Source organism: Fervidobacterium sp. (assembly GCF_059913585.1).
This window is the reverse complement of sequence record NZ_DBOLZL010000022.1, coordinates 178,691-199,533: the sequence shown is the minus strand read 5'-3', so window position 1 is coordinate 199,533 and position 20,843 is coordinate 178,691. Positions and strand designations below refer to the sequence as shown.

Here is a 20,843-nt window from a genome sequence, read left to right as displayed (position 1 = left end):
ATACAAAAAAGCGATGATGAGTGTAGCACACAAGTTGCTAAGGACAATATTTGCTATGATGAAAAAGCGAGAGAAATTCCATATTGATCATACATTTTCGTCTTCTACTCAAAATTTAATTTTACATAGTTGACTCCTAGTACATAGCAAAGTATATCGATTGCTGACCCGAGGTGTTAGTATGAAACTAAACAACCGAAAAAAATACTGCCGTGTTATGTCACAATATAAGTAGGCCTTATCAACGAAAAGTTGAAAGATAACGTCGATTGGACGGTTGGAATTGCTCATTCCTTAAGACCTAATATTTTGAAGAAGTTGTTCTGATAACTTCTTGAGACTCTTATCTCAGTGCCGTTGTTCATCAAGACTATGTATGTATTTTGAAACCATTTTTTGATCTTTGAAATGTTTTTGATAGAGATAATATAGCTTTTGTGGACTTGAATAAAATCCTTCGAAGGAAGTTTTGTTAGTAGGGTGTGTAGTGGCATTACACATTCAAATACCTTTTCTTTTGTTACTATATGCACAATTTTATTGTCTGCTTCAAGGTAGATAATATCATTGGTATCTAATAGATAAATTTCTTCACCGTATTTTACAGGTAGTTTTGAAAGTTGTGATAAGTAGTACTCTGGTTTTTGTCTTTTCAAACCCAACTTTATTAATCTTTCAATAGTCTTACTCAACCTTTCTTTGGAAATGGGTTTAAGTACGTAGTCTATAGCTCCCTCTTCAAATGCCTTTAATGTATACTCATCATAGGCGGTTACAAATACTATATGTGGTTCGTACTCTATACTACCAAGAACATCAAATATAAGTTTATCTCCAACATTTATATCGAGAAATAGTACATCTGGTTGAAGCAGATTCGCCTTTTTTATAAATTCTTCACAATTAATAGCTTCAAAGAGTATTTTAATGTCACTATCAATTTCGTTAAGCAACCTTTTAATTCGCTCCATCGACATGGACTCATCTTCCACAATTCCACAAGTGAACATTAGTTCACCCCTTTCGCTTCAGTGCGTTTTAATTAATGGTATATGCAGTGAAAAGATAGTAAGACCATTTTCCACATTAACCGACATTTTACCTTCAATAAAGGACAGTTGTTGACTAACTATAGAAAGTCCTGTTCCAAAGTGCTCTGGTTTAATTTCTCTTTGTGGGGTTCCTGTATTAAGTATATCTATTCGTACATTCTTGTTCTCTAAACCTGCGCGTATCTCTATAATTCCTCCGGAATTCATCTTAATACCGTATTTTATAGCATTTTCGACAACAGGTTGAGTAATACCAGAAGGAATGATAACATCTTTAACTGTCTCTTGAATTGTTATTTTGTATTCGAATCTAATTGGCAGAAGCATTTCTCTTTGTATTTCAAGGTACTTTTCTATGAAATCTAACTCCTCCAAAAGTGACCATTGTTTCTTAAATTTTAGTACTTCTCTGTAATAATCGGAAACTCTAAAAATGAATTCCTCAGCTCTCTCTGGGTTTTGCCTAAGCGCTTCTGCGAGGAAGTTGAACGTATTAAATACAAAATGTGGGTTTAGCTTCGCACTCAATAGTTCCATGTTAAGATTTTGCAGCTCCTTTTCCAATTCTAATCTTCTCACCTTTTCCTTAAGAGCGGAGAGGTAATTTGCAGCGGATACTGATATTAAAAGAATCATTATCCAATATATGTCTTGGATATCTAATTTGCTATTTTGGAAATACGAGATTTTTAATATACTCTCAGATACAAATATACTTAACACAACGCAATATGCAATATTTATAACGGAGTAAAACAATATCTTAGATAGTCTTTTCTCCGTTCTGTAGACTCTTGAAAAGACAGAGTATAAGAAGATAGATAAGTTTATTAGCACAAAAGATAGCACAAACGGTGTATAGTAGTCTTTGAAGTCTACTGATTTAAGTAAAAAGAAGTAGAGAATGAGTATTGATATTTCGACTACGATAAATTCAGAAATTCTTCTACTCACTTTCCATTTCATTTATATTCTCCTGTTCTAAAGAAATTAGAAGTTTTTAAAAACCATATTCGGAAACCTCTTCTTCAAATCTTCAACGTAGGTCTTTGAATCTTTCATATTTTGAAGCTTTTCAAAATAAAATGCAAATTTTACAATATTCCTTTTCATTCCATAGGCATAAGTTATCATGTAGACAACCTTTTTTTCTGTTTCCAAGTCTATCTTTGATTTCTCCTTCAACAACAACAGAAACTCTCCATCTTCGATAATCATGTCTTGAGCAAGCCGGTTTGCATCAATAAATCTAAAAAATGCCTCCATCCTTATTATCCGTATATCCAGATTAAATGGCTCTTGCTCCACAGCTCTGGAAAGTTGTGCACTACCCACGTAGAAATAGAGTATGTTAAGAGGAAAGAGCGCACTCGCACTCTTTTCAAGTGTGAGTGCACCTTCCTTAGCAACTTCAACCACAGTCGAAGCAAAACCAAACGTTAGAAGTGTGTGTGCAAAGATTGTGCAAATTAAGATGTGGAGAAACAACATTTTTAAGACTTTTGAAGGTTCCAAAGATTTAGATTTCATCAAAATCCAAATCCAACTCCTCCGTAGAATCCGTATGTCAGCAAGAAATTGTTGTATTGTGTTAATCCTTGCAGAGGTTTACCGTTAACAAGCCATCCGTCTGGTGAATATCCACCAATTGCAATTGTTCCAACCTCAAGTTGCATAAAACTTGTTACTTTGATAGCAACGGCTAAATTTGCCGCAAGTGAGATATAACCTATGGAAGTGGTAAGATAACCTTCGAGAGTTCCATCTTCGAGGTTGCTAACGTTTGTGTTATTTTCATTTACCTTTCTCCCAAGAATTATGTCAATACTTCCAAAATACACGCCTGCAAGCAAGCTAACATTACCAAAAGAGATATTTTTAAGTCCGCCACCAAATCCACCACCAACTTCAATCTTGTACTTCTTTCCGTCCTTTGTGACCTCTTTCTCTCCACCAAAACCAAACCCGCCACCATAAGTCATACCTGGAACACCACCATAACCATATCCACCAAATGCAATTATACCATCCGCAAAATCTGGAAAGTCTATAATTGGAATGTTTATGTTCCTCAGCCCGAACAGCGTACCACCAGGAATGTAAACTACCATAGGACCACCGCCACCAAAATCAAACGCAAACCCGACGATACCTACCAAAGATAACCATAAAACAACCGCCAAAAATATGTTCTTCCTCATACAATCCACCTCCTCAAGTTTTTAAGTTCGTTCATTATCTACTGTCTGAGAGAGCTTATATTGTAGAGTCCGTTGTTGGATTACCAGCTTTTCACAACGATATTCCTGCCCTGAACGGTAACTTTATTCTCGTACCCCTTTTTAACGTATACCGCTAAGTTTGTTGATGCTGAATCAACAATTATTTCGATTTTCCCATCAGATGAAAATTCCTTGATATATAATTCACCCTTAATCGTTGCCGTAGAAATCTTTATCTTTGCAGGACCTTTGACTAAAAGATTCTTAGATGTAACGTTTACCGAAGAGATATCAACAAAAACATTATCTAAGACACCAGTAATAAAAACGTCCACGGCTGAAATATTAACATTCTTGAGAGCCTTAGTACCAATTATTAAACTTCCAGAGACTCTGTTTAGTACAGTTTTTTCAGTGTCAGAAGAAAAATCGATTTTTTCACTTGGGCCATACAAAATTTCATCTTTCTCATCGTCGAACTGTATACTGAAATTTACACCGGATATGTTAAGAATTGAATTTGAAACTGGAATGTTAATTAATGTACCTGAGTAATCTCGTTTTGAAGTCATAAAATCTGTTGGCAAGAGCAGTACAAACAAAAACGTGAATAATAGCACACCTGCAATAATCTCCTTATATGTTATCTCCATCTCTTTCACCTCTTCTTACAGATTTAAATATCTGAGACTTACAAAAATATTATCGCACTAAAATCTACGCGAACAACAGAAATTTCGTAAAATGTAAAAATCTTGGTGCGAAATGCAATGTCGTGGAGTAACAGAACAACTTAGACGGTAAATAAAAAAAGAGGCTGTTTTTTAGCCTCTTTCTATAGTTACTTCGAAAAATCTTATGGGGAATCAATAATACTCTATCTTAACAACCTTACCACGCTTTTCAAGTATTTGAGAGATATCATGAATAAGCCTAAATTTCAGAGAAATATCATGCGAAAAAAGTGGGTTTTGGTGAGCGGGATTTATAGCCCTACCAACCAAGAAAGTTATAACATCGGCTTCTTCGAGCATATCGATAAGCTTCTGAGCACCAACTCCCAAAGTTGTATCTTGGTTTTCGTAGTATCTGAAAACCTGGGTCAAAGTGATTATTCCCTCAGTAACCAGGTCTACACCGTCCATGTATCCTATAGGTGGGGAATATTCCGATATACTTGAGAAATCTATCTCCACCTTTTTACCAAGTATTTTCTCAACAATTTGGCTCGTTGTCCCACCACAAATCACTTTTTTACCTTCTCCACTCATCAGTTTCTCAACAACTATCTTGTCATTCTCTTTCTTTTCAGGCGGTCCAACCATGATTGTTAGATTTCTTCTCTCCCTGATTTTTATCGCACAAACGGTTGCATCATCGCCTTTTGTACCTTTGTCAAGTGCTTCTGCAAGTCTAACAAGATGTTTTGTGATACTCTGCAAATCAACCTTGTTATCGAGTAAATTCTTCAGTTCTTTTTTAATGTTATCTACTCCGAAACCAAATGGATACTTCACAGTTCCCATACCCGCTTGCGAGATACCATCTGTCATCAAAAAGACGATATCCCCGGGCTTAATTTGGATACCGCTTTCGAGAACTTTTCTACCCTGTATTTCGTGCACTTTCTTTTCAAGCTCAACGAACTCACCTTCTCTGTAGAAGAGGACGACAGGAAAATCGTATTCAAAGATATGACAATCTCCACTCACATGGTTAACATAACAAGTGGCAAGTGTTGCATAACTTATTCCTCGAACTTTACACGTTGGAAGTGTTGAAATGATAGACGAAAAGACTTCAGAAATAGGCACATCATTGAGGACCATCGTTGTAGCCATGGAAGCAGTCAAGGTTGAAAGGATGCTTGCCTTTATTCCACTACCAAGTCCATCCGAAACACTTACAACAGTTTTTTCTTCGGTCTTTTTAAATTTTACCGTATCACCGCAAACCTCTTCACCGGCTTTGTTCTTTTGTGCGTAATATATCTCAGTTGTCAACATTTTCTTCCCCCAGGAATTTTTTGAATTCTGCGAACCTAGATTTTGTTTCCGCTATCGATTCGCCGAGCAGACTTGCTATGTCTTGAGCCAATTTCATCTGCTCGTTCAAAACCTCATCTATTTTTTCAATAGTTCGTCTTCTCAGCTCGTTCATGTGTTCCCTTTGTTGGACCATCTCTGTAAGGTCTACAAATAGAACAACTATGCCTCCATCGTCTGGTAAGTCGAAGACCTTCGGGTACAGATAAACTTTTCTTGAATTAATGTAAAGCTCATGTATTCTGTTTGAGCTTTCCTTCGCTCTTTGACAAATACTGATAATCATATCTTCCGGATAATTCGCAAACAGAACTCTTGCTGAATTGTTTATATACAAAATCTTTGAATCTTTGAATATCACAATTGCATTTGGCGTTTCCTCAACAACAAGGTTACTCACGGAGGAAACCTTTTCAACTAAATATGCAAAACACATTTCCTTTTCTGCCTTACCAACGGCAACGGCAATTGCTTTGTCACGACACGTTTCATATCCACAGCCAGTGCAGTCTAATACCTTTTCTGGATTCGTTTTTCCCATTTCTGCAAAAATCCGTTCAATTTCTGACTCGGGTATATTGTATTCCACCTTTCTTATTTTCAACGTGCGTTTCAAATCAAGAGGAACCGAAAACCTGTCAAATTTCTTAACATTTAACTTTTCTAAAATTCGAATGGCGTTTTGTAACCTTGAACGCCGTAAGAGTATGTTATCTTCCTTTTTCATAGTGGGACCGTTAATACATCCCCCGACACATGCAGATGCTTCAATAAATATCTTTTCGTTGAAACCATTGAACGTCTTAAAGAAATTTATTATGTTTTCAACACCTTCAAGCACGTAATATGGGAAATTCTCCCCAACATATGCAGCAGCTGAATCAACAACTCCTCTGGAGGATGGATAAAACCTTGCTCTGATTGGATGTGGCGGGTCTGGATAAGTTTCCGGCATATTTTCTAACAAAGTGGCTATCCCTTTGGTAGTATTGTTACTCTCGTAAAAGATTTTTTCTAATCCATTTTCGAGTTCTTCAAAGGTCAAGACCACATCAAACACATCTTCAAGTTCCTTTTTCTTTGCAATGCACGGACTAACAAAAACTTTTGGTAAATCTCCGAACATATGTTTCAAAAACTCGGCATGAACACTTGCAGGAGACTTAACTTTAAACAGATAATCAGCATATTGTGGAAAATACTTCTCAACAAGTTCAACAACAACAGGACACGCTGTTGTGATTAAAGGCTTATTGCTTTGTGCGAATATCTTGGCATACTCTTCTGACACGTATTCTGCCCCAACAGAGGTTTCAGAGATATATACACAGCCTAATTGTTTAAGCAAGGACAAGACTTTAAAAGGTTCTTTGAAATAAGCATAGAAAGAAGGAGCTATTGACAAAATAAAAGGTTTCCTCACAAGACTTAAGAGCTTCTCGACATCATTCCTGTATTGCTTCGCATTTTGCGGACATATATTGACACAAGTTCCGCAAAGCACACATTCCTCTTCGATAACAAACGATTCCCCCTGTTTGAAGCTAATAGCCTTGACTGGACAATTCCTGAGACATTTGTAACAGTATGTGCAGTTAGCTTTGTCAGATAAGATATACCGGCTTTTTGACATTGTTATCATTGCTTTTCACCTACTCTCTTCGTTTCCATTTATCGCGCTAAGTCTTTCCTTTATTTTCTCAATCAAACTTTCCACGTTTGATACGCTTATATTTCCAAAACATTCATTACCAAACCTTACGTTAACTCCTTCTGAGCAATTGCCCATGCAAAGACTTCCACGTAGTTCAATGCGTGAGTCGATAAGAGATTCTTTGAGCTTCTCAACTACCTTGTATGCACCTTTTAGATGACACGAACTTCCTAAACATACGTAAACTACAAGTTTAGTTTCATCACTTTTTGAATTGTTCATTGCTTGTCCCCTCACTTTGAAATGGGAAGTACATTTAGTGCTTTTCATGTATTCGTGATTACTTTCACAATATAGTTTAAAACATTTCTTTCATATAGTCAAGTAACTCAAAATACCTAAAAGAAGTATAGAGAAGCGCATCTTGACTGATTTCCGGAAATAATTATTTAAAACACTATCATAAAAATTCACAATTAATTTTCAGAGTAAACATAAAGGTTATAAAAATCCCTATTGACAACAACGGGAAATTATGGCAAAATTATCCACGGTCAGTGAAAAGCTGGCTCAAGCAAGAAGACGGGGACGTGGTGCAGCCTGGTTAGCACGCCGGTCTGTCACACCGGTGGCCGCGAGTTCAAATCTCGTCGTCCCCGCCAAATGAAGACGGGACCTTTTAAAGGTCCCGTTTTTGTTTTCTTAGTTTTAAAACTTCCTTGGAGGTGTTCGTATGCGTGAAAAACTTTACCTTTGGAAGTATAAATCACTTGCCGAAAGACTTGCCAAAGAAATGAAAAGAAGGCATTTTGAAGTTCACATTGTTAATTCCAAAGAAGAACTATTAAAAAAAGTTCGTGAACTTGTGCCTGAAGGTTCGACAGTTGCAAATGGCGGGTCGTTGACGTTGATTGAAAATGGTGTTTTGGATATCTTCAGAAACGGTAAATACGTATACTACGACAGGTACGCAGCAAAAACACCCGAAGAGCGTAAAGAGCTTGAATTAAAGGCTTTTACAGTTGATTACTATCTCTCAGGTGCTAACGCTATCACGGAAGATGGAAGGCTTGTATTCCTGGATGGTAATGGAAATAGAGTAGCGGCGATTGTTTTTGGACCGAAAAATGTAATAGTTATTTCCAGTGTGAACAAGGTAGTAAAGGATATAGAAGGTGCGCGTGAGAGATTGAGGTTTATCTCACCCATGAACAGTAAGCGACTTAACTTGTCAACTCCATGTGCTCAGAAAGGATTTTGCTATGACTGCACCAATTCAGATAGAATTTGTAACTATTTTGTCGTGGTTGAATCTTCTGCCAGAATCCCCGGCAGAATTAAAGTAATATTAACAACTTTTGAAACAGGTCTTTGATTTTTGAATGTATTTGTGAAATTTTCCCACACAGGTCAAAATTCTCATCAATTGGTTTTTTTGATGATGTTGCACTTCACAAACAGAAGTGGTAAAATTTGATTGTGAAAAGGATAACATGAACGAATTCACCAGGATAATGGAAACTAAAGTAGGGGGAGCGATTATGAAAATACCAAAACCGACGGTCAGAAGGTTAGGACTCTATTATCGTTGTTTAGCAAGGTACAAAGAAGAAGGTGTAAACTTTGTATCTTCGCAGGACATAGCAGAGAGACTGAACATTAAGCCAAGTCAGGTTAGAAAGGATTTATCGTACTTTGGAGAATTTGGTAAACGTGGACTTGGTTACAACGTGAGCAAACTCATTTCGGAAATAGCGCACATCATCGGCGTGAATAAAGAATGGAATGTCGCGATTATAGGTGCTGGAAATCTGGGTAGTGCGCTTGCGAATTACCCTGGACTTGCAAAGCATAAATTCAACGTAGTTGCTATTTTCGATAACGACAGGCAGAAAGTTGGTAAAAAGATAGCTGGAATACCTGTTTTCCATATCAGCGAACTGAATCAGAAAGTGAAAGAGCTTAACATTGAAATGGCTGTTATTGCGGTTCCTGAAAGTGCTGCTCAATACGTTGCAGAACTGGTTGAAGAAGCTGGTATAAAAGGAATTGTGAATTTCTCACCAATAAAACTGAGAACCAATATACCGATTGAAGATGTTGATATAACGCTCTCGTTTGAAACATTGGCTTACATGATATTAAAAAGCTCGCCTGTGAATATTCAACAAGAAGAGCAAGTCTGAAAAATAAAAAACACCCCCGTGAAGCTTTTGATAAGCAACACGGGGGGTTTTTGTTGCTGCCAATGTTCAGTTATCAGCTACACTTGCTCCAGCCACATTTTCTACAGCTCGTGCATCCTTCCTGTTTGATAATACTATTTTTCGAGAGACACGATGGACAATATGTGTTACCGTCTGCATCAACGTAGTAACCTTCAGCCCATTGTAATCCATTTGCAGTAACGAATTTCTCAATTTCTTCAGCTGTTTTTGCGGTTCCATCTATCACAAATGTATCGATAGTTTCTGCTGGGGTTTCACCCCAGAGTTCAACAAAATCATCGATAGCGTTCTTAATTTCTTTTGCCAGAGCAGGCGTATAAGTTCCTTTGACCTTTCTTAATTGTTCAAGAATTTCCTCGGCTGATACTCCCGCCCTCAAGGCAATTGAACTAAGTCTTCCAATCGCTTCCGCAAGTTCAGTTCCGTTGGACAAGAATATTTCAACAGCTTCTCCGTTGTCATCAAAGCTAACAGTGATATATGTGGTACCTGAATCGGTTTTGAATTTTCTTGTAACGCTTCTTAATGTATCCTTTCTTGGTTTAGGTCTCAATTTGTGCTTTTCATCAAGCACGAAGAATTGAACCTTTGGTGCATCTTTCGTTTTCAAGTTCTTCGCTGAGGTAAGTACTTGCGTTTGCAATGAACCATCGCGGTATATGGTCAATCCACGGATGTTCAGTTTCAGCGCTTCGAGGTATATATTCAAAACATCTTCTTCAGTAGCACTATTTGGCATATTTATCGTCTTTGAAATGTTGTTATCAACATACCTTTGGAACGCATCCTGCATCAACAAATGGTCCATAGGTGATATATCCATGGCAGTGACGAAAACTCTTTTAATGTGTTCTGGCACTTCAGGTATATCTTTGAGGGAACCTTTTTCCACTAACCTATCTTTAATCCGTTCCAATATCTCCTTGTCAAGTTTTTGTTCGAGGATTTTGTTGACGTAGAACAACGCTTCTTTTCCACCATCGTGTTTGTTCATATACCTGACATACGCAAGGAGGAAGTTTGGTTCCAATCCACTACTTGTGTCTGCGATGTTTGATATTGAACCAGTTGGGGCTATAGTTAAGACCGCAACGTTACGCTTACCGTACTTTGACTCTGAAAGAACTTGTTTTAACTCATCGTCAAATTTGCTCATACCCATAGCAAATGGAGCAAACCCTTCTTCACGATAGTATCTACTCTTTTCAAACAACGGGAAGTTACCTTTTTCATGTGCCAACCTGTTCGATTCACTATGACCTTGTATCGCCATGTATGCAGTCATATCCGCTGCAAATTGCCTTCCTTCTGGAGAATCATACGGTATGTCTAATAGGTAGAGTAAGTCTGCAAATCCCATGATACCAAGACCTATTCTTCTGCTATCTTTTACTGCCTTTGTAATCTTTTCCAGTGGGAAAACGTTCACATCTATTACGTCATCAAGGAATCTGACAGCAAGTCTTGTTGCCTCACCAAATGCTTCCCAATCGAATCTTCCATCCAGATAGAACTTCGCAACATCAATAGAACCTAAGTTACAAGCTTCATATGGCGCAAGTCCAATTTCGCCACATGGATTGGTACTCTCAATAACCATTTCTGGATACATAGCGTAATATTTGTTCATCTCGCTTAGGAATGCTAACCCTGGGTCTCCTGTTTTCCAAGCATTTTTAGCCATTTTCTTAATTAACTCTCGGACCTTTACTTTTTTTGTAGCATTACATTTTTGGTGCTTCAGTTCAATTTCTCCATCTTCCATGTAGAGTCTCAACAGCTCTTCCCTGGGCATCGTTATTCCAACCGATATATTGAAGAATTTCAATACTTTCTCTCCATCGTTACCTTCTTTTGCAGTGATAAATTCCTCGATGTCCGGATGGTCGATATTCAGAATTCCCATCAGAGCACCACGTCTTCTATAGCCTTGTTCGACAACACCAACTGCTGAGTTGAAAACATGCATGAATGAAACAGGACCACTTGCTTGCCCATGTGTTCCCGCAACAAAACTTCCTTTGGGTCTCAACCTCGAGAAGTTACTACCGATACCACCACCAGCTTTGGTAATTAGTGCGTATTCTTTAACCGCATCGAATATGCCCTCTATACTATCTTCAACTGGAACTACAAAACATGCAGAAAGCATATGGAGATGGTTTCTTGAATTGTAAATTTCCCAGTAATCTTCAAGAGTCATTTGTTCAATAGGTTTCCACAGTAGTTCGTGCCTGACACCCATACCGGCGTTAAACAAAGTAGGACTGTTTGGGATGAATATCCTTGAGAGTAAAAAGTTGTAGAATGTTTCTTCCCAGAATTTAACTTCGTCCAGCTTTTCGCTGTCACTTTTACTTTCCAAGGCTGGATTGTTCACCAATTCCGCCGTTGCAATTACGCGTGCAACCCTACGACAAATATCAGCCCACTTGGTCTCAAGATACTCACCAGAAGGGGTTTTTAGAAAATACCGCTCAGAAAGTATTTTGTAGGCGTTTTTCGATGGTTCAACGTTTTTCCAATAGTCGATAAACTTATTCAATGCACCATAAACGATAGACATAAAACTTTCCCTCCCCAACATTCACTATAGCATCTCTTCCACACTCTAGCGAGGTATATTATACCACATCTTGTGGTTTAACTGCAATAGTATACAACGAATTGTAGATTTTTCTTTTCGGTGAGCGCGAAGGAGAGATAGCAGGTTAATCCTCTTTAGCGGGCTCTATTGGAAATTTTTTGGCTCTTTTGAAAGGTTGACTAACGGAAAGAGTTTTGAAATCGCAAAGAAGAGCAATATTAGACCCGAGAGGATGTAAACATTTCTGACCCCTATGAAATTGCCCAACATTCCCAAGATAAAGGTTCCAGTTGGTGAACCGCCGGTGTTGATAAACGAATACAGAGATATAGTTCTACCTTTCATATTTGAAGGAGACAACAGCTGTGTTCTACTATTTGTGATGTTAAAGAACGAAGACTGGCAAGCACCTATCAAGAATGCTGCATAAGGTGTCAAAGCAGGTTTGATGGAAGCAATTAGAATGCTTGCTCCGATTACAACTAGCAAAAACTCTTCCCTTAACTTTATTAAGCGTTCAGGATTTACAGATGCTACTATGTTGGCACCAACGAAAGCACCTACACCCATCATCCCCATAATTAATCCGTAACCAAGTATATCTGATTTCACCACACTTTTGACAAAAGCTTGCATCAACATGCCAAATGGCATTCCGAAAAGAGAATACATCGTTAACCCTACGAATGTATTAATTAATACAGAGTTTGTTGATACATAACGAAAGCCTTCTATAAGGTCTTCAAAGAACTTTTTAAAACTCAAATTACTGTATGTTTTAGCGTGGTTGTCTGGAATCAGTAAAAGTACAACTATCAACGGTAAAAATGAAATAGCGTTGACTATGAACCCAAACTCCAAACCATAAAACTTTACAACAAAACCTGCAATTGTTGGTCCTACCATCCTTGCAACGTTAAAAATCATTGAATGTAACGCAAGCGCATTTGGGAGCATATCTTTCGGAACGATGTTTGATATAAATGTGTTCCTTGATGGAAGGTAAAAACCGCTCGTAATTCCCATCATAAGACTGAGGAAGAGCAAAAAGAAAGGACTTAACAGACCCTTCCAAACAAGGTAAGCCATGAAGAAAGCGTTAGCGGCATCCAAAAGCTGAGTGTAAAGTAGTATGGTTTTAGGTCCGAACCAGTCTATTAAAACCCCAGCGACTGGTGAAAAGAAAACCGATGGAAAACCTTTAAGAAAAGCTATAAGCCCTATGAAACCTGCGGCTTTATCTTCTGAAAATAAATTAACAGCCACCCAGCCTCTTAGGGTTGTATCTATCCATGTGCCAATTAAAGAAATACTTTGGGCAGACCAAAAATTCCGATAGTGTTTGTTTTTAAGAGCTCGATACGGGTTCATGATCCTTGCCATGAGTATTACCCCACCTAAAGATGAATTAATTCGTTTCACGAACCATTGTAGCATTGGTTTTTACAGATTTCAAACAAGTATTCCGTTAATTAGTGAAGATTTAGTATGTATACAGCAAATAGATTCCGTTAATCAACAAAATTTGTCGATATTGATGGTTTGAAATCTCAAAAATATTTGATTAAATAGCATTAGGATGTCGGTAACGTTACCGAAACGGCTAACAGAACATTGTAGATGGAAGAGGCTGGAAGCGTTTTGGAAAAGTAGGGGTAAATTCATGAATAACATAAATTTCAAGGAGGTTTTGCAAATGGACATTTACGGTGCAGACTACTACCCAGAACATTGGGACAAGTCGTTTTGGAAAAAACATGTTGAGTTGATGAAGGTTTATGGCATTGAGTGGGTGAGGATAGGTGAGTTCATGTGGAGTGTTGTAGAACCAAGGGATGGGGAGTTTGATTTTTCTTTACTTGATGAAGCAATAGAACTACTCTCTGAAAATGGTATCAAGATAATCTTGGGGACTCCGACTGCGACTCCTCCCGCTTGGCTTGTGAGTAAATATCCAGAAATCCTCCCAGTTGACTGGAATGGTAGAGTTAGGGGGTTCGGAAGTCGAAGGCATTACTCACCGAACTCGAAAGCATATCTTGAATACGCCTTAAGAATTGTTGAGCAATATGCATCCAGGTATGGTGATACAATTGATGTATGGCAAATTGATAATGAATTCGGATGTCATGACACGACGTACAGCTTCACCAACGAAGACCTTGTTTCGTTTCGCGAATGGCTAAAAGAAAAGTATGGCACTATAGAGAATTTGAATAAACATTGGGGAACAGTGTTCTGGAGTCAAACATACAACAGCTGGGATGAGATTGTCTTTCCAACAAACACACCAACATTTGAGAATCCCCACCAGATGCTCGACATCTATAGATTCATGTCTGACAGTTCCATACGTTTCTTAAAAAGTCAAGTTGAAATAATCAGAAAGTATTCCTCAAAGCTTATAACTCACAACTTTATGGTAGATTTCATGGATTTGGACTATCGAAAGATGGCAAAATACGTTGATTTCGTTTCTTGGGATAATTATATAGCAACAGAAGAATACGACCCGCTAAGACAGTCAGCAAACCATTCGCTAATGAGGTCTTTGAAGCACCAACCATTTTTGGTTATTGAACAACAGCCAGCGAGGGTGAATTGGAGGCAAGTTAACGAAAACTACGAATCCGAATATCTTGCAATGTGGACTAAACAGGCGTATTTAAATGGGGCAATGGGGGTAATGCCGTTCCGTTTCGATCAGATTCGGTTTGGGGCTGAACAATACCATGCCGGGTTGTTGGACTACTATGGAAGACCAACAAAACGGTTAGAAGCTTATTCAAAAGTGAAAAGTCAAACGCCGGGGGTCATCACTCCAAAACCCGAGGTGGCTATTTACTTTGACTACGAAAATGAGTGGATTCACAGAATAAACCATCTGAATCGAAACTTTAAGTATTGGAACGCGATTGTAGATATTTACAAAGCAGTTAAGAACCTTGGATACAACGCAGAGTTCGTGTTTAATGAGGATGAGGTTGAAGGGTACAATGTATTGATAGTTCCTTATGCTTCTCATATTTCCGAAGAATTCATTGAGAAAATCAAAAAGTTTGGGGGGCCAGTTTATCTCACGGCAATGTCATCAATAAAGGATAAGTATAATTGGCTAACTGAGAGAATGCCGTGGCATCTTATCGATGAATTTGGGATTGAAGTAGTTGATTTTGGTGGAATCAAGAAAGAAAAAGGGTATCTCTTCTCTCAATGTGTTACGACTTTATTCTGGAAAGATGAGCTCGAAGTTTTGGACGCGAAAGTTATCGGCAGTTTTGAGAATGGAGCCCCACTTGTAACAGTTAAAAATAACCGTTATTATGTAGCTTCTGTCCTTGATGAGAATGGTTGGAAATTATTACTGTCAGAAAATCTGAAGCCCAGGGTCTTAGGTAAAGGATACGAGTTGGTGAGTGTAGAACGAGATGGTAAAGAACTGACAGGTGTTCTGAACACATTACCAACTGAGAACAAGGTGTATATTGACGGAAGCTTGCATATTTTGAAACCATTCGAATTTAGGTTCGTTGGTTGAAAGATTAGCTTAATTAGGAGGTGTTGAGTTTGAAAAAGTTTGTAACGATACGTGATGTTGCCAAGGCGGCTGGTGTATCGATAAATACAGTTTCAAGAGCACTTAATAATAAGCCGGATATAAACAAAGAAACAAAAGAAAAGGTCTTGAAAGTAGCGAGAGAGCTTGGGTATATAAAGGATGCAACTGCAACGTCTTTGAGATATGGGTTGACCAAAGTCATAGGTGTGATTTTGGAGGACAGCTCGAACCCATTTTACTCAGAGGTGCTCAAGTCAATAGAAATGGCTGCCAGAAAACGAGGTTTCAACGTTATTTTTATGAACACAGAAAAAGATTACAACTTAGAGGAAGACGCGGTAAAAACTATGCTCAGCTGGAGGGTAGATGGGATTATCATTTCACCCACGCAAGAAAAAAGCGAGGATATACAACTACTTATAAAATCCGCCGTGCCTTTTGTTATCCTTGGTGTTCACTTCGACGACATTGAAGTTCCAGAGGTTTACAGTAACGATGTCAAGGGAAGTTATTTGGCGGTAAGTCACTTGATTGAGAAAGGTAGGAAGAAAATCGTATACCTTAGCGGATACTTATACAAATCCGTTGCTCGTATGAGGCTTGAAGGATACAGAAGAGCTCTCCATGAACATATGTTGCCATTTGACGAAAGTTATGTCTTTGAAGTCGAAGAAGGTGTTGAGAATTCGTATAAAAAGATGCTTGATATCATAGAATCCGGACTTAATTTTGATGGAGTTTTCTGCTTTAACGATATTTCTGCAATTGGCGCAATGCAAGCACTTCGCGAAAAAGGTTACTCTATTCCAGACGATGTGTCGGTTGTAGGATACGATGATATAGCATTTGCGCATTTTATTCAACCGAGACTGACGACAGTTCGCATAGATAAGCAAAAAGAAGGAGAAGAGGCGTTTGAACTGCTTTACGAAATGATAAAAAGAAAAGAATTTGTAAACAAAAGACAGGTCCTGGATGTTGAACTCGTTGTAAGGGAAACAACGTGAAATCTTTTTGGAGAAAGGAGTGAACCCTTGTATGTATATCCAAAACTTATCGGAAATAAGGAAGATAATGGGTTACCGCAAGTCTGATGGATATGAAATGATATTAGATGTTCGTAAAATTCCGGCTGGTTACAAGATTTCGGGAGAAATAAAAGGAATAGTGGACGATGTTGAACTATTCTCTTTCCCAAGACTAGATAGGGTACTTGCCAATAACTGGCAGTCATGGGGACCTGCAAGGGTTATAACAAAGGATTTTAAATTGAATTTCCCAAAGGACCTAATTGGAAAATTTGGTTTCAGTGCATCCATTATGCCGGAAGTTTATTTTGATAACCTTATCAGCGATTATTTCTTAGCTTCGGATACCTTCGTAATAGGAGCGCTTAAATCCGAGATTGGTCATGTTTATTTCAAGTTGTCTGATGATACAGTATCCGTCCATATAAGGTATTTTGGCAAGATGTTCGATGAATGGACACCTATAGAACCTATTTTGGTAATCAATTTGAACCCTGATGATGGACTCACATACTATGCCGAACTTATTGCAAAGGAAAACAACATTACATTTTCATCACACAACCCGGTTGGTTGGTCGAGCTGGTATCAATACTATCTTGACTTCAATTATGAAAAGATGATTTCCGATTTGGAGAAGTCTAAAGAGCTCGATTTGGGATACGAAGTCTTCCAAATAGATGATGCATGGGAAGTTGATATTGGTGATTGGGAACCTAACGAGAAGTTCCCAAGCCTAAAAGAGGTTGCAGATAAAATAGCATCATATGGCTACAAGCCAGGAATTTGGCTTGCCCCGTTCAGCATTTCGGAAACATCGAGTGTGTTCAGAAACCACCCTGAATGGGTGGTCAAAGACGAAAGCGGTGTACCCGTTGTTGCGTATGAAAACTGGAATAAAAGGATTTACGCCCTTGACACAACGCATCCTGAAGCTGTGGAGTGGTTAAAAAACCTCTTTGTTGGTTTAAAAGTGAATGGGTTCGATTATTTTAAGATTGATTTTCTTTTTGCTGGAGCAATTCAAGGGAAGAGGTATGCACATAATGTTTCGCCAGTAGAAGCGTATAGAAGGGGTTTGAAAGTTATTCGAGAAGCTGTAGGAAATTCGTTTGTTCTTGGATGTGGTGCTCCCCTTCTACCAAGTGTTGGTTTAGTTGACGGTATGAGAATCGGCGCTGACACGGCACCATTCTGGGACCCAAATGGACCAGATATAGGCTATCCAAATGCGTATTACGCTCTAAGGAACGTTATTACACGCAACTTTATGAACAACATACTTTGGTGGAACGACCCTGACTGTCTTATGGTGAGAAAGGAAGATACACAGCTTAGTGATGCGCATAGAGAACTTTACACTATTACATCACTCTTGTTGGATAATATGATAATACAGAGTGATAACCTCTCCTACGAAATTGATAAGAATTTGTGGACCTTGGTTAAAAAGTACAAGACCTACGGTCGTAGAAGGTTCAAAGTCAGTGGTTTGATGAATGGAAGATACAAAATCACAAGTTGTGGTATCAACGGTTGTGATGAACTCGTTATAGAGGACCTTGCAAATTTGCAATACAGGGTCAACTATGATACGCCAAGGATTGAGCTGTCAAAAGTGGTTGAAAAAAGAGCAGATGGTAGGACCTTTAATTACTATAGGGAAAACAATAAATAAAAGAGTAAAGGTGGTGATAAGCGATGATGGAACGAAGATGGAATCTGCTCACTGGAGAATGGGTTATGGTTTCAGCATACACGCAAGCAAGACCTACAAATCCAACGAATTTCTGTCCACTTTGTCCTGGTGGTGATGAGTTCGAAACAGAGTACGATTTGGTTTCGTTTGATAACAGATATCCTTCAATGAAGTTAGATGCTCCAGAGGTCCAAAGCACGGGTATATATAGAAAGGCACGTTCAAACGGAAAATGCGAGGTTGTTGTTTATACAATTGAACACGAAAGTGCTATGAGCATGATGCCTATTCACCAAATCGAAAAACTAATCCAAATGTGGGTTGATAGATACCTTGACTTATCACAAAACCGGTTTATCAAATACGTCTTCATTTTTGAAAACAGGGGCAAGGAAGTAGGAGCAACCCTTCCACATCCACATGGACAATTATATGCCTTTCCATTCATTCCAAAGCGTATAGAAGCAAAACTGCAGGCTTTATCTCAATACTACGACGAAAACGGTACTTGTGCAGTTTGTGATATTGTTGATAATGAGGTAAAATTAAAAGAGAGGATAATCTACGAGAATGAATCATTTATCACACTTGTTCCGTTTTATGCACGCTGGCCCTACGAAGTCCATGTATATCCCAAAAGGCACGTAAGTACTCTTGTAGAACTTACAAACACCGAGAGATATCACTTGGCAAAGGCTCTAAAAGTTGTTACAATGAAATATGACTTACTTTTCAAACAAGCGTTCCCATACATGATGATGCTTTTCCAAGCACCAGTCAATGATGTGAGCTACTCACACGCTTTCCATTTCCATATTGAGTTTAACCCTGTAAAACGAGACAAAGACAAAATTAAGTGGATGGCAAGTGTTGAAACCGGAACATGGGCGTTCATAAACCCAAAAATTCCAGAAGAAGCGGCAAAAGAACTCAGGAATGTGGAGGTTGAGTTGTGATATGGCAGACCAAAAAATAGTGGTTTATTCACCGGGACGTGCAAATCTTATTGGAGAACACACTGATTATAACGACGGCTTTGTCCTGCCATTTGCTATAAAAAGGTATGTAAAAATTGAAATAGAACCATCGAAAAAGTTTAAAATTTTCTCACACCAGTTGAAGAAAGGAATAGAGTTTGATGCCCCCACAAAAACAAATTCCTGGGCTGATTACGTAATAGGGATGGTTCAGAAGCTTAGAGAACATGGATACGAAGTTAAGCCGTTCACAATGCATATTGATTCTGACCTTCCTATGGGAGCGGGATTATCAAGCTCTGCCGCTTTGGAAGTTGGTGCGGGGTATGCTATTTCTCAAATGATGGGATTTGAGATTGACCGTGAAGAACTTGCAAAGATTGCCCACGAATGTGAGGTTGATTTCGTTGGTGTTCGATGTGGGATAATGGACCAGTACGCCGTTGCACTTTCGAAAGAGGACCATGCACTTTTTATAGATACCATGACAAGAGAGTATAAATACGTACCTCTTCGGCTCGATGATACCAAGCTTTACCTCATTAACTCTGGAGTTAAGCATGAGCTTGGTTCGTCTGAATACAATAAAAGACGACATGAGTGCGAACTTGCACTGCAAGCGCTCAGGAAACCATCGTTTAGGGAAGTTACTCTCGAAGATATCGAAAAGATTCAAGACCCTGTTTTGAAAAAGCGGGCACTGCATGTTGTTACAGAGAATGAGAGGGTTTTAAAGACTCTATCGGCACTTGAGGATGACAACCTGGTTTTGGTTGGAAAGTATCTGTACGAATCACATTACAGTCTCAAAGACAATTACGAAGTTTCTTGCGAAGAGATTGATTTCCTTATCGAAAAGTTACGTGAGTACTCGAATGTTTTAGGTGCAAGGATAGTTGGAGCAGGCTTTGGAGGAAGTATCATAACGTTAGTGAAGGGAAATTTTGAAAGCATTTTTGAAAAAATTTCAGAAGCTTACAGAATTAAATTTGGCATTTTGCCAACACTTCTTAACGTAGAGACTAGCAATGGAGTTTTTAGAGCTCTCTGAGAATACTTAGGGACTTTCGGACAATAGGGACAATCCGAATGATACGAAAGGAGTTTAATGAATGGCAGATAAAACAAAGAGAAATGCGAAAATCTTTTCCTTCAATTACGACATCGCTGAATCGATAGTGAATTATGCCCGTAAGGTTTCAGAAGAAGGGCTTACGAAAGGCACTTGGGGAAACATCAGTGTCCGAGATGGTGGATACGTTTACATCACACCATCTGGTTTTCCATATGACAAGTTAACACCAAAGCACATAACAGTTGTGGACAACGAGGGTAGGAAAGTCTACGGTGAGTTAACACCCTCTTCAGAACTACCTTTGCATATTGAGATTTACGAAAAGCGAGCAGATGTTCATGCGATAATACACACACATCCTGTTTATTCTACAATAGTCTCAGTGACTTTAAAAGAGATTCCCCCAATTGTTGAGGATGCTGTAATGATTCTTGGTGAACGTCTTTTTGTTTCAGAATACGCACTTCCAGGGACCGAAGAACTCGCACGGAACGCCGTGAAAGCTCTTGGAAATAACCATTGTGTATTTTTAAGAAACCACGGTCTTGTGACCGTGGGTGAAAATCTCCAAGAAGCTTTCATTGCAACACTCGTTGCAGAAAAAACTGCACAAATTTACGTAGAAGCTCTCAGAGTTGGAACAGTTTCTATTCTCCCAGATGAACATGCGAAGTTACTGAGAGAAAAATACCTCAAGTCGTATAGACAAAAATAACC

The 20,843-nt window shown here is 38.6% G+C and carries 18 protein-coding genes, 1 tRNA gene and 1 pseudogene; 10 read left to right on the top strand and 10 right to left on the bottom strand.

Translation table 11 applies throughout. The annotated features are described in order from the left end of the window. Window positions 1-133 (top strand): annotated as a pseudogene (locus AC3M61_RS08535) (IS110 family transposase); the annotation flags it as partial. A 154-nt stretch (window positions 134-287) separates the two neighbouring features. Here AC3M61_RS08535 and AC3M61_RS08530 read toward each other — a convergent pair. The 8 genes from AC3M61_RS08530 to AC3M61_RS08495 form a co-directional block, all read right to left on the bottom strand. Continuing rightward, entirely contained in the window at window positions 288-1,010 is a 723-nt protein-coding gene (locus AC3M61_RS08530) for a LytR/AlgR family response regulator transcription factor (protein WP_500780441.1), read from the bottom strand. An 18-nt stretch (window positions 1,011-1,028) separates the two neighbouring features. Beyond that, window positions 1,029-2,018, bottom strand: a complete 990-nt coding sequence (locus tag AC3M61_RS08525) for a sensor histidine kinase (RefSeq protein WP_500780440.1) — start codon at window positions 2,016-2,018, stop codon at window positions 1,029-1,031. Between the two features lie 24 nt (window positions 2,019-2,042). Then, window positions 2,043-2,585 (bottom strand): hypothetical protein, encoded by a 543-nt coding sequence (locus AC3M61_RS08520; RefSeq protein ID WP_500780439.1) that lies wholly within the window; start codon window positions 2,583-2,585, stop codon window positions 2,043-2,045. Continuing rightward, complete coding sequence (locus AC3M61_RS08515) at window positions 2,582-3,253, bottom strand: hypothetical protein (RefSeq protein ID WP_500780438.1); 672 nt, start codon at window positions 3,251-3,253, stop codon at window positions 2,582-2,584. Before AC3M61_RS08515 ends, AC3M61_RS08520 begins: the two co-directional genes overlap by 4 nt. Before the next feature lie 80 nt (window positions 3,254-3,333). Further along, on the bottom strand, window positions 3,334-3,927 hold the full coding sequence (locus AC3M61_RS08510) for a hypothetical protein (RefSeq protein ID WP_500780437.1): 594 nt from the start codon (window positions 3,925-3,927) through the stop codon (window positions 3,334-3,336). Window positions 3,928-4,140: 213 nt separating this feature from the next. Then, the gene (locus AC3M61_RS08505) at window positions 4,141-5,280 is read right to left on the bottom strand and encodes a SpoIIE family protein phosphatase (RefSeq protein ID WP_500780436.1); all 1,140 of its coding nucleotides are present in this window, start codon (window positions 5,278-5,280) and stop codon (window positions 4,141-4,143) included. Beyond that, the gene (locus AC3M61_RS08500; RefSeq protein ID WP_500780435.1) at window positions 5,267-6,961 is read right to left on the bottom strand and encodes a [Fe-Fe] hydrogenase large subunit C-terminal domain-containing protein; all 1,695 of its coding nucleotides are present in this window, start codon (window positions 6,959-6,961) and stop codon (window positions 5,267-5,269) included. The genes AC3M61_RS08505 and AC3M61_RS08500 overlap by 14 nt, the downstream gene beginning before the upstream one ends. 6 nt (window positions 6,962-6,967) lie before the next feature. Then, complete coding sequence (locus AC3M61_RS08495; protein WP_500780434.1) at window positions 6,968-7,255, bottom strand: NAD(P)H-dependent oxidoreductase subunit E; 288 nt, start codon at window positions 7,253-7,255, stop codon at window positions 6,968-6,970. Window positions 7,256-7,557: 302 nt separating this feature from the next. On the opposite strand from AC3M61_RS08495, the gene AC3M61_RS08490 reads away from it, so the two are divergent. From AC3M61_RS08490 to AC3M61_RS08480, 3 genes are all read left to right on the top strand, one after another. Further along, a tRNA-Asp gene (locus tag AC3M61_RS08490) sits at window positions 7,558-7,635 on the top strand. A gap of 71 nt (window positions 7,636-7,706) precedes the next feature. Further along, window positions 7,707-8,348, top strand: coding sequence for a lactate utilization protein (locus AC3M61_RS08485; RefSeq protein ID WP_500780433.1), 642 nt, complete (start codon window positions 7,707-7,709; stop codon window positions 8,346-8,348). A 166-nt stretch (window positions 8,349-8,514) separates the two neighbouring features. Next, a complete protein-coding gene (locus AC3M61_RS08480) occupies window positions 8,515-9,159 on the top strand; it encodes a redox-sensing transcriptional repressor Rex (RefSeq protein WP_500780432.1) in 645 nt (214 codons plus the stop codon). Window positions 9,160-9,232: 73 nt separating this feature from the next. Here the strand turns inward: AC3M61_RS08480 and AC3M61_RS08475 are convergent, their stop codons facing one another. Both AC3M61_RS08475 and AC3M61_RS08470 read right to left on the bottom strand, forming a co-directional pair. After that, window positions 9,233-11,767 (bottom strand): adenosylcobalamin-dependent ribonucleoside-diphosphate reductase, encoded by a 2,535-nt coding sequence (locus tag AC3M61_RS08475; RefSeq protein ID WP_500780431.1) that lies wholly within the window; start codon window positions 11,765-11,767, stop codon window positions 9,233-9,235. Window positions 11,768-11,932: 165 nt separating this feature from the next. Beyond that, a complete protein-coding gene (locus AC3M61_RS08470; protein ID WP_500780430.1) occupies window positions 11,933-13,171 on the bottom strand; it encodes an MFS transporter in 1,239 nt (412 codons plus the stop codon). Between the two features lie 280 nt (window positions 13,172-13,451). On the opposite strand from AC3M61_RS08470, the gene AC3M61_RS08465 reads away from it, so the two are divergent. From AC3M61_RS08465 to AC3M61_RS08440, 6 genes are all read left to right on the top strand, one after another. Then, window positions 13,452-15,326 carry a beta-galactosidase gene (locus AC3M61_RS08465; protein ID WP_500780429.1) on the top strand — a complete coding sequence of 625 codons (1,875 nt, stop codon included), beginning with the start codon at window positions 13,452-13,454 and terminating at the stop codon, window positions 15,324-15,326. Between the two features lie 29 nt (window positions 15,327-15,355). Then, complete coding sequence (locus tag AC3M61_RS08460) at window positions 15,356-16,354, top strand: LacI family DNA-binding transcriptional regulator (RefSeq protein ID WP_500780428.1); 999 nt, start codon at window positions 15,356-15,358, stop codon at window positions 16,352-16,354. A 31-nt stretch (window positions 16,355-16,385) separates the two neighbouring features. Further along, complete coding sequence (locus AC3M61_RS08455; protein ID WP_500780427.1) at window positions 16,386-18,053, top strand: glycoside hydrolase family 36 protein; 1,668 nt, start codon at window positions 16,386-16,388, stop codon at window positions 18,051-18,053. A gap of 23 nt (window positions 18,054-18,076) precedes the next feature. After that, entirely contained in the window at window positions 18,077-19,030 is a 954-nt protein-coding gene (gene galT, locus AC3M61_RS08450; RefSeq protein WP_500780426.1) for a galactose-1-phosphate uridylyltransferase, read from the top strand. A 16-nt stretch (window positions 19,031-19,046) separates the two neighbouring features. Beyond that, complete coding sequence (locus AC3M61_RS08445; RefSeq protein WP_500780452.1) at window positions 19,047-20,102, top strand: galactokinase; 1,056 nt, start codon at window positions 19,047-19,049, stop codon at window positions 20,100-20,102. Between the two features lie 61 nt (window positions 20,103-20,163). Further along, window positions 20,164-20,841 (top strand): class II aldolase/adducin family protein, encoded by a 678-nt coding sequence (locus AC3M61_RS08440; protein WP_500780425.1) that lies wholly within the window; start codon window positions 20,164-20,166, stop codon window positions 20,839-20,841. Window positions 20,842-20,843 lie beyond the last annotated feature (2 nt).

What these genes read in the sequence shown, in the direction of transcription:
- AC3M61_RS08530 (WP_500780441.1), bottom strand. Translation starts at nt 1,010, where the DNA reads ATGTTCACTTGTGGAATTGTGGAAGATGAGTCCATGTCGATGGAGCGA.
- AC3M61_RS08525 (WP_500780440.1), bottom strand. Translation starts at nt 2,018, where the DNA reads ATGAAATGGAAAGTGAGTAGAAGAATTTCTGAATTTATCGTAGTCGAA.
- AC3M61_RS08515 (WP_500780438.1), bottom strand. Translation starts at nt 3,253, where the DNA reads ATGAGGAAGAACATATTTTTGGCGGTTGTTTTATGGTTATCTTTGGTA.
- AC3M61_RS08510 (WP_500780437.1), bottom strand. Translation starts at nt 3,927, where the DNA reads ATGGAGATAACATATAAGGAGATTATTGCAGGTGTGCTATTATTCACG.
- AC3M61_RS08505 (WP_500780436.1), bottom strand. Translation starts at nt 5,280, where the DNA reads ATGTTGACAACTGAGATATATTACGCACAAAAGAACAAAGCCGGTGAA.
- AC3M61_RS08500 (WP_500780435.1), bottom strand. Translation starts at nt 6,961, where the DNA reads ATGATAACAATGTCAAAAAGCCGGTATATCTTATCTGACAAAGCTAAC.
- AC3M61_RS08495 (WP_500780434.1), bottom strand. Translation starts at nt 7,255, where the DNA reads ATGAACAATTCAAAAAGTGATGAAACTAAACTTGTAGTTTACGTATGT.
- AC3M61_RS08485 (WP_500780433.1), top strand. Translation starts at nt 7,707, where the DNA reads ATGCGTGAAAAACTTTACCTTTGGAAGTATAAATCACTTGCCGAAAGA.
- AC3M61_RS08480 (WP_500780432.1), top strand. Translation starts at nt 8,515, where the DNA reads ATGAAAATACCAAAACCGACGGTCAGAAGGTTAGGACTCTATTATCGT.
- AC3M61_RS08475 (WP_500780431.1), bottom strand. Translation starts at nt 11,767, where the DNA reads ATGTCTATCGTTTATGGTGCATTGAATAAGTTTATCGACTATTGGAAA.
- AC3M61_RS08470 (WP_500780430.1), bottom strand. Translation starts at nt 13,171, where the DNA reads ATGGCAAGGATCATGAACCCGTATCGAGCTCTTAAAAACAAACACTAT.
- AC3M61_RS08465 (WP_500780429.1), top strand. Translation starts at nt 13,452, where the DNA reads ATGAATAACATAAATTTCAAGGAGGTTTTGCAAATGGACATTTACGGT.
- AC3M61_RS08455 (WP_500780427.1), top strand. Translation starts at nt 16,386, where the DNA reads ATGTATATCCAAAACTTATCGGAAATAAGGAAGATAATGGGTTACCGC.
- galT (WP_500780426.1), top strand. Translation starts at nt 18,077, where the DNA reads ATGATGGAACGAAGATGGAATCTGCTCACTGGAGAATGGGTTATGGTT.
- AC3M61_RS08440 (WP_500780425.1), top strand. Translation starts at nt 20,164, where the DNA reads ATGGCAGATAAAACAAAGAGAAATGCGAAAATCTTTTCCTTCAATTAC.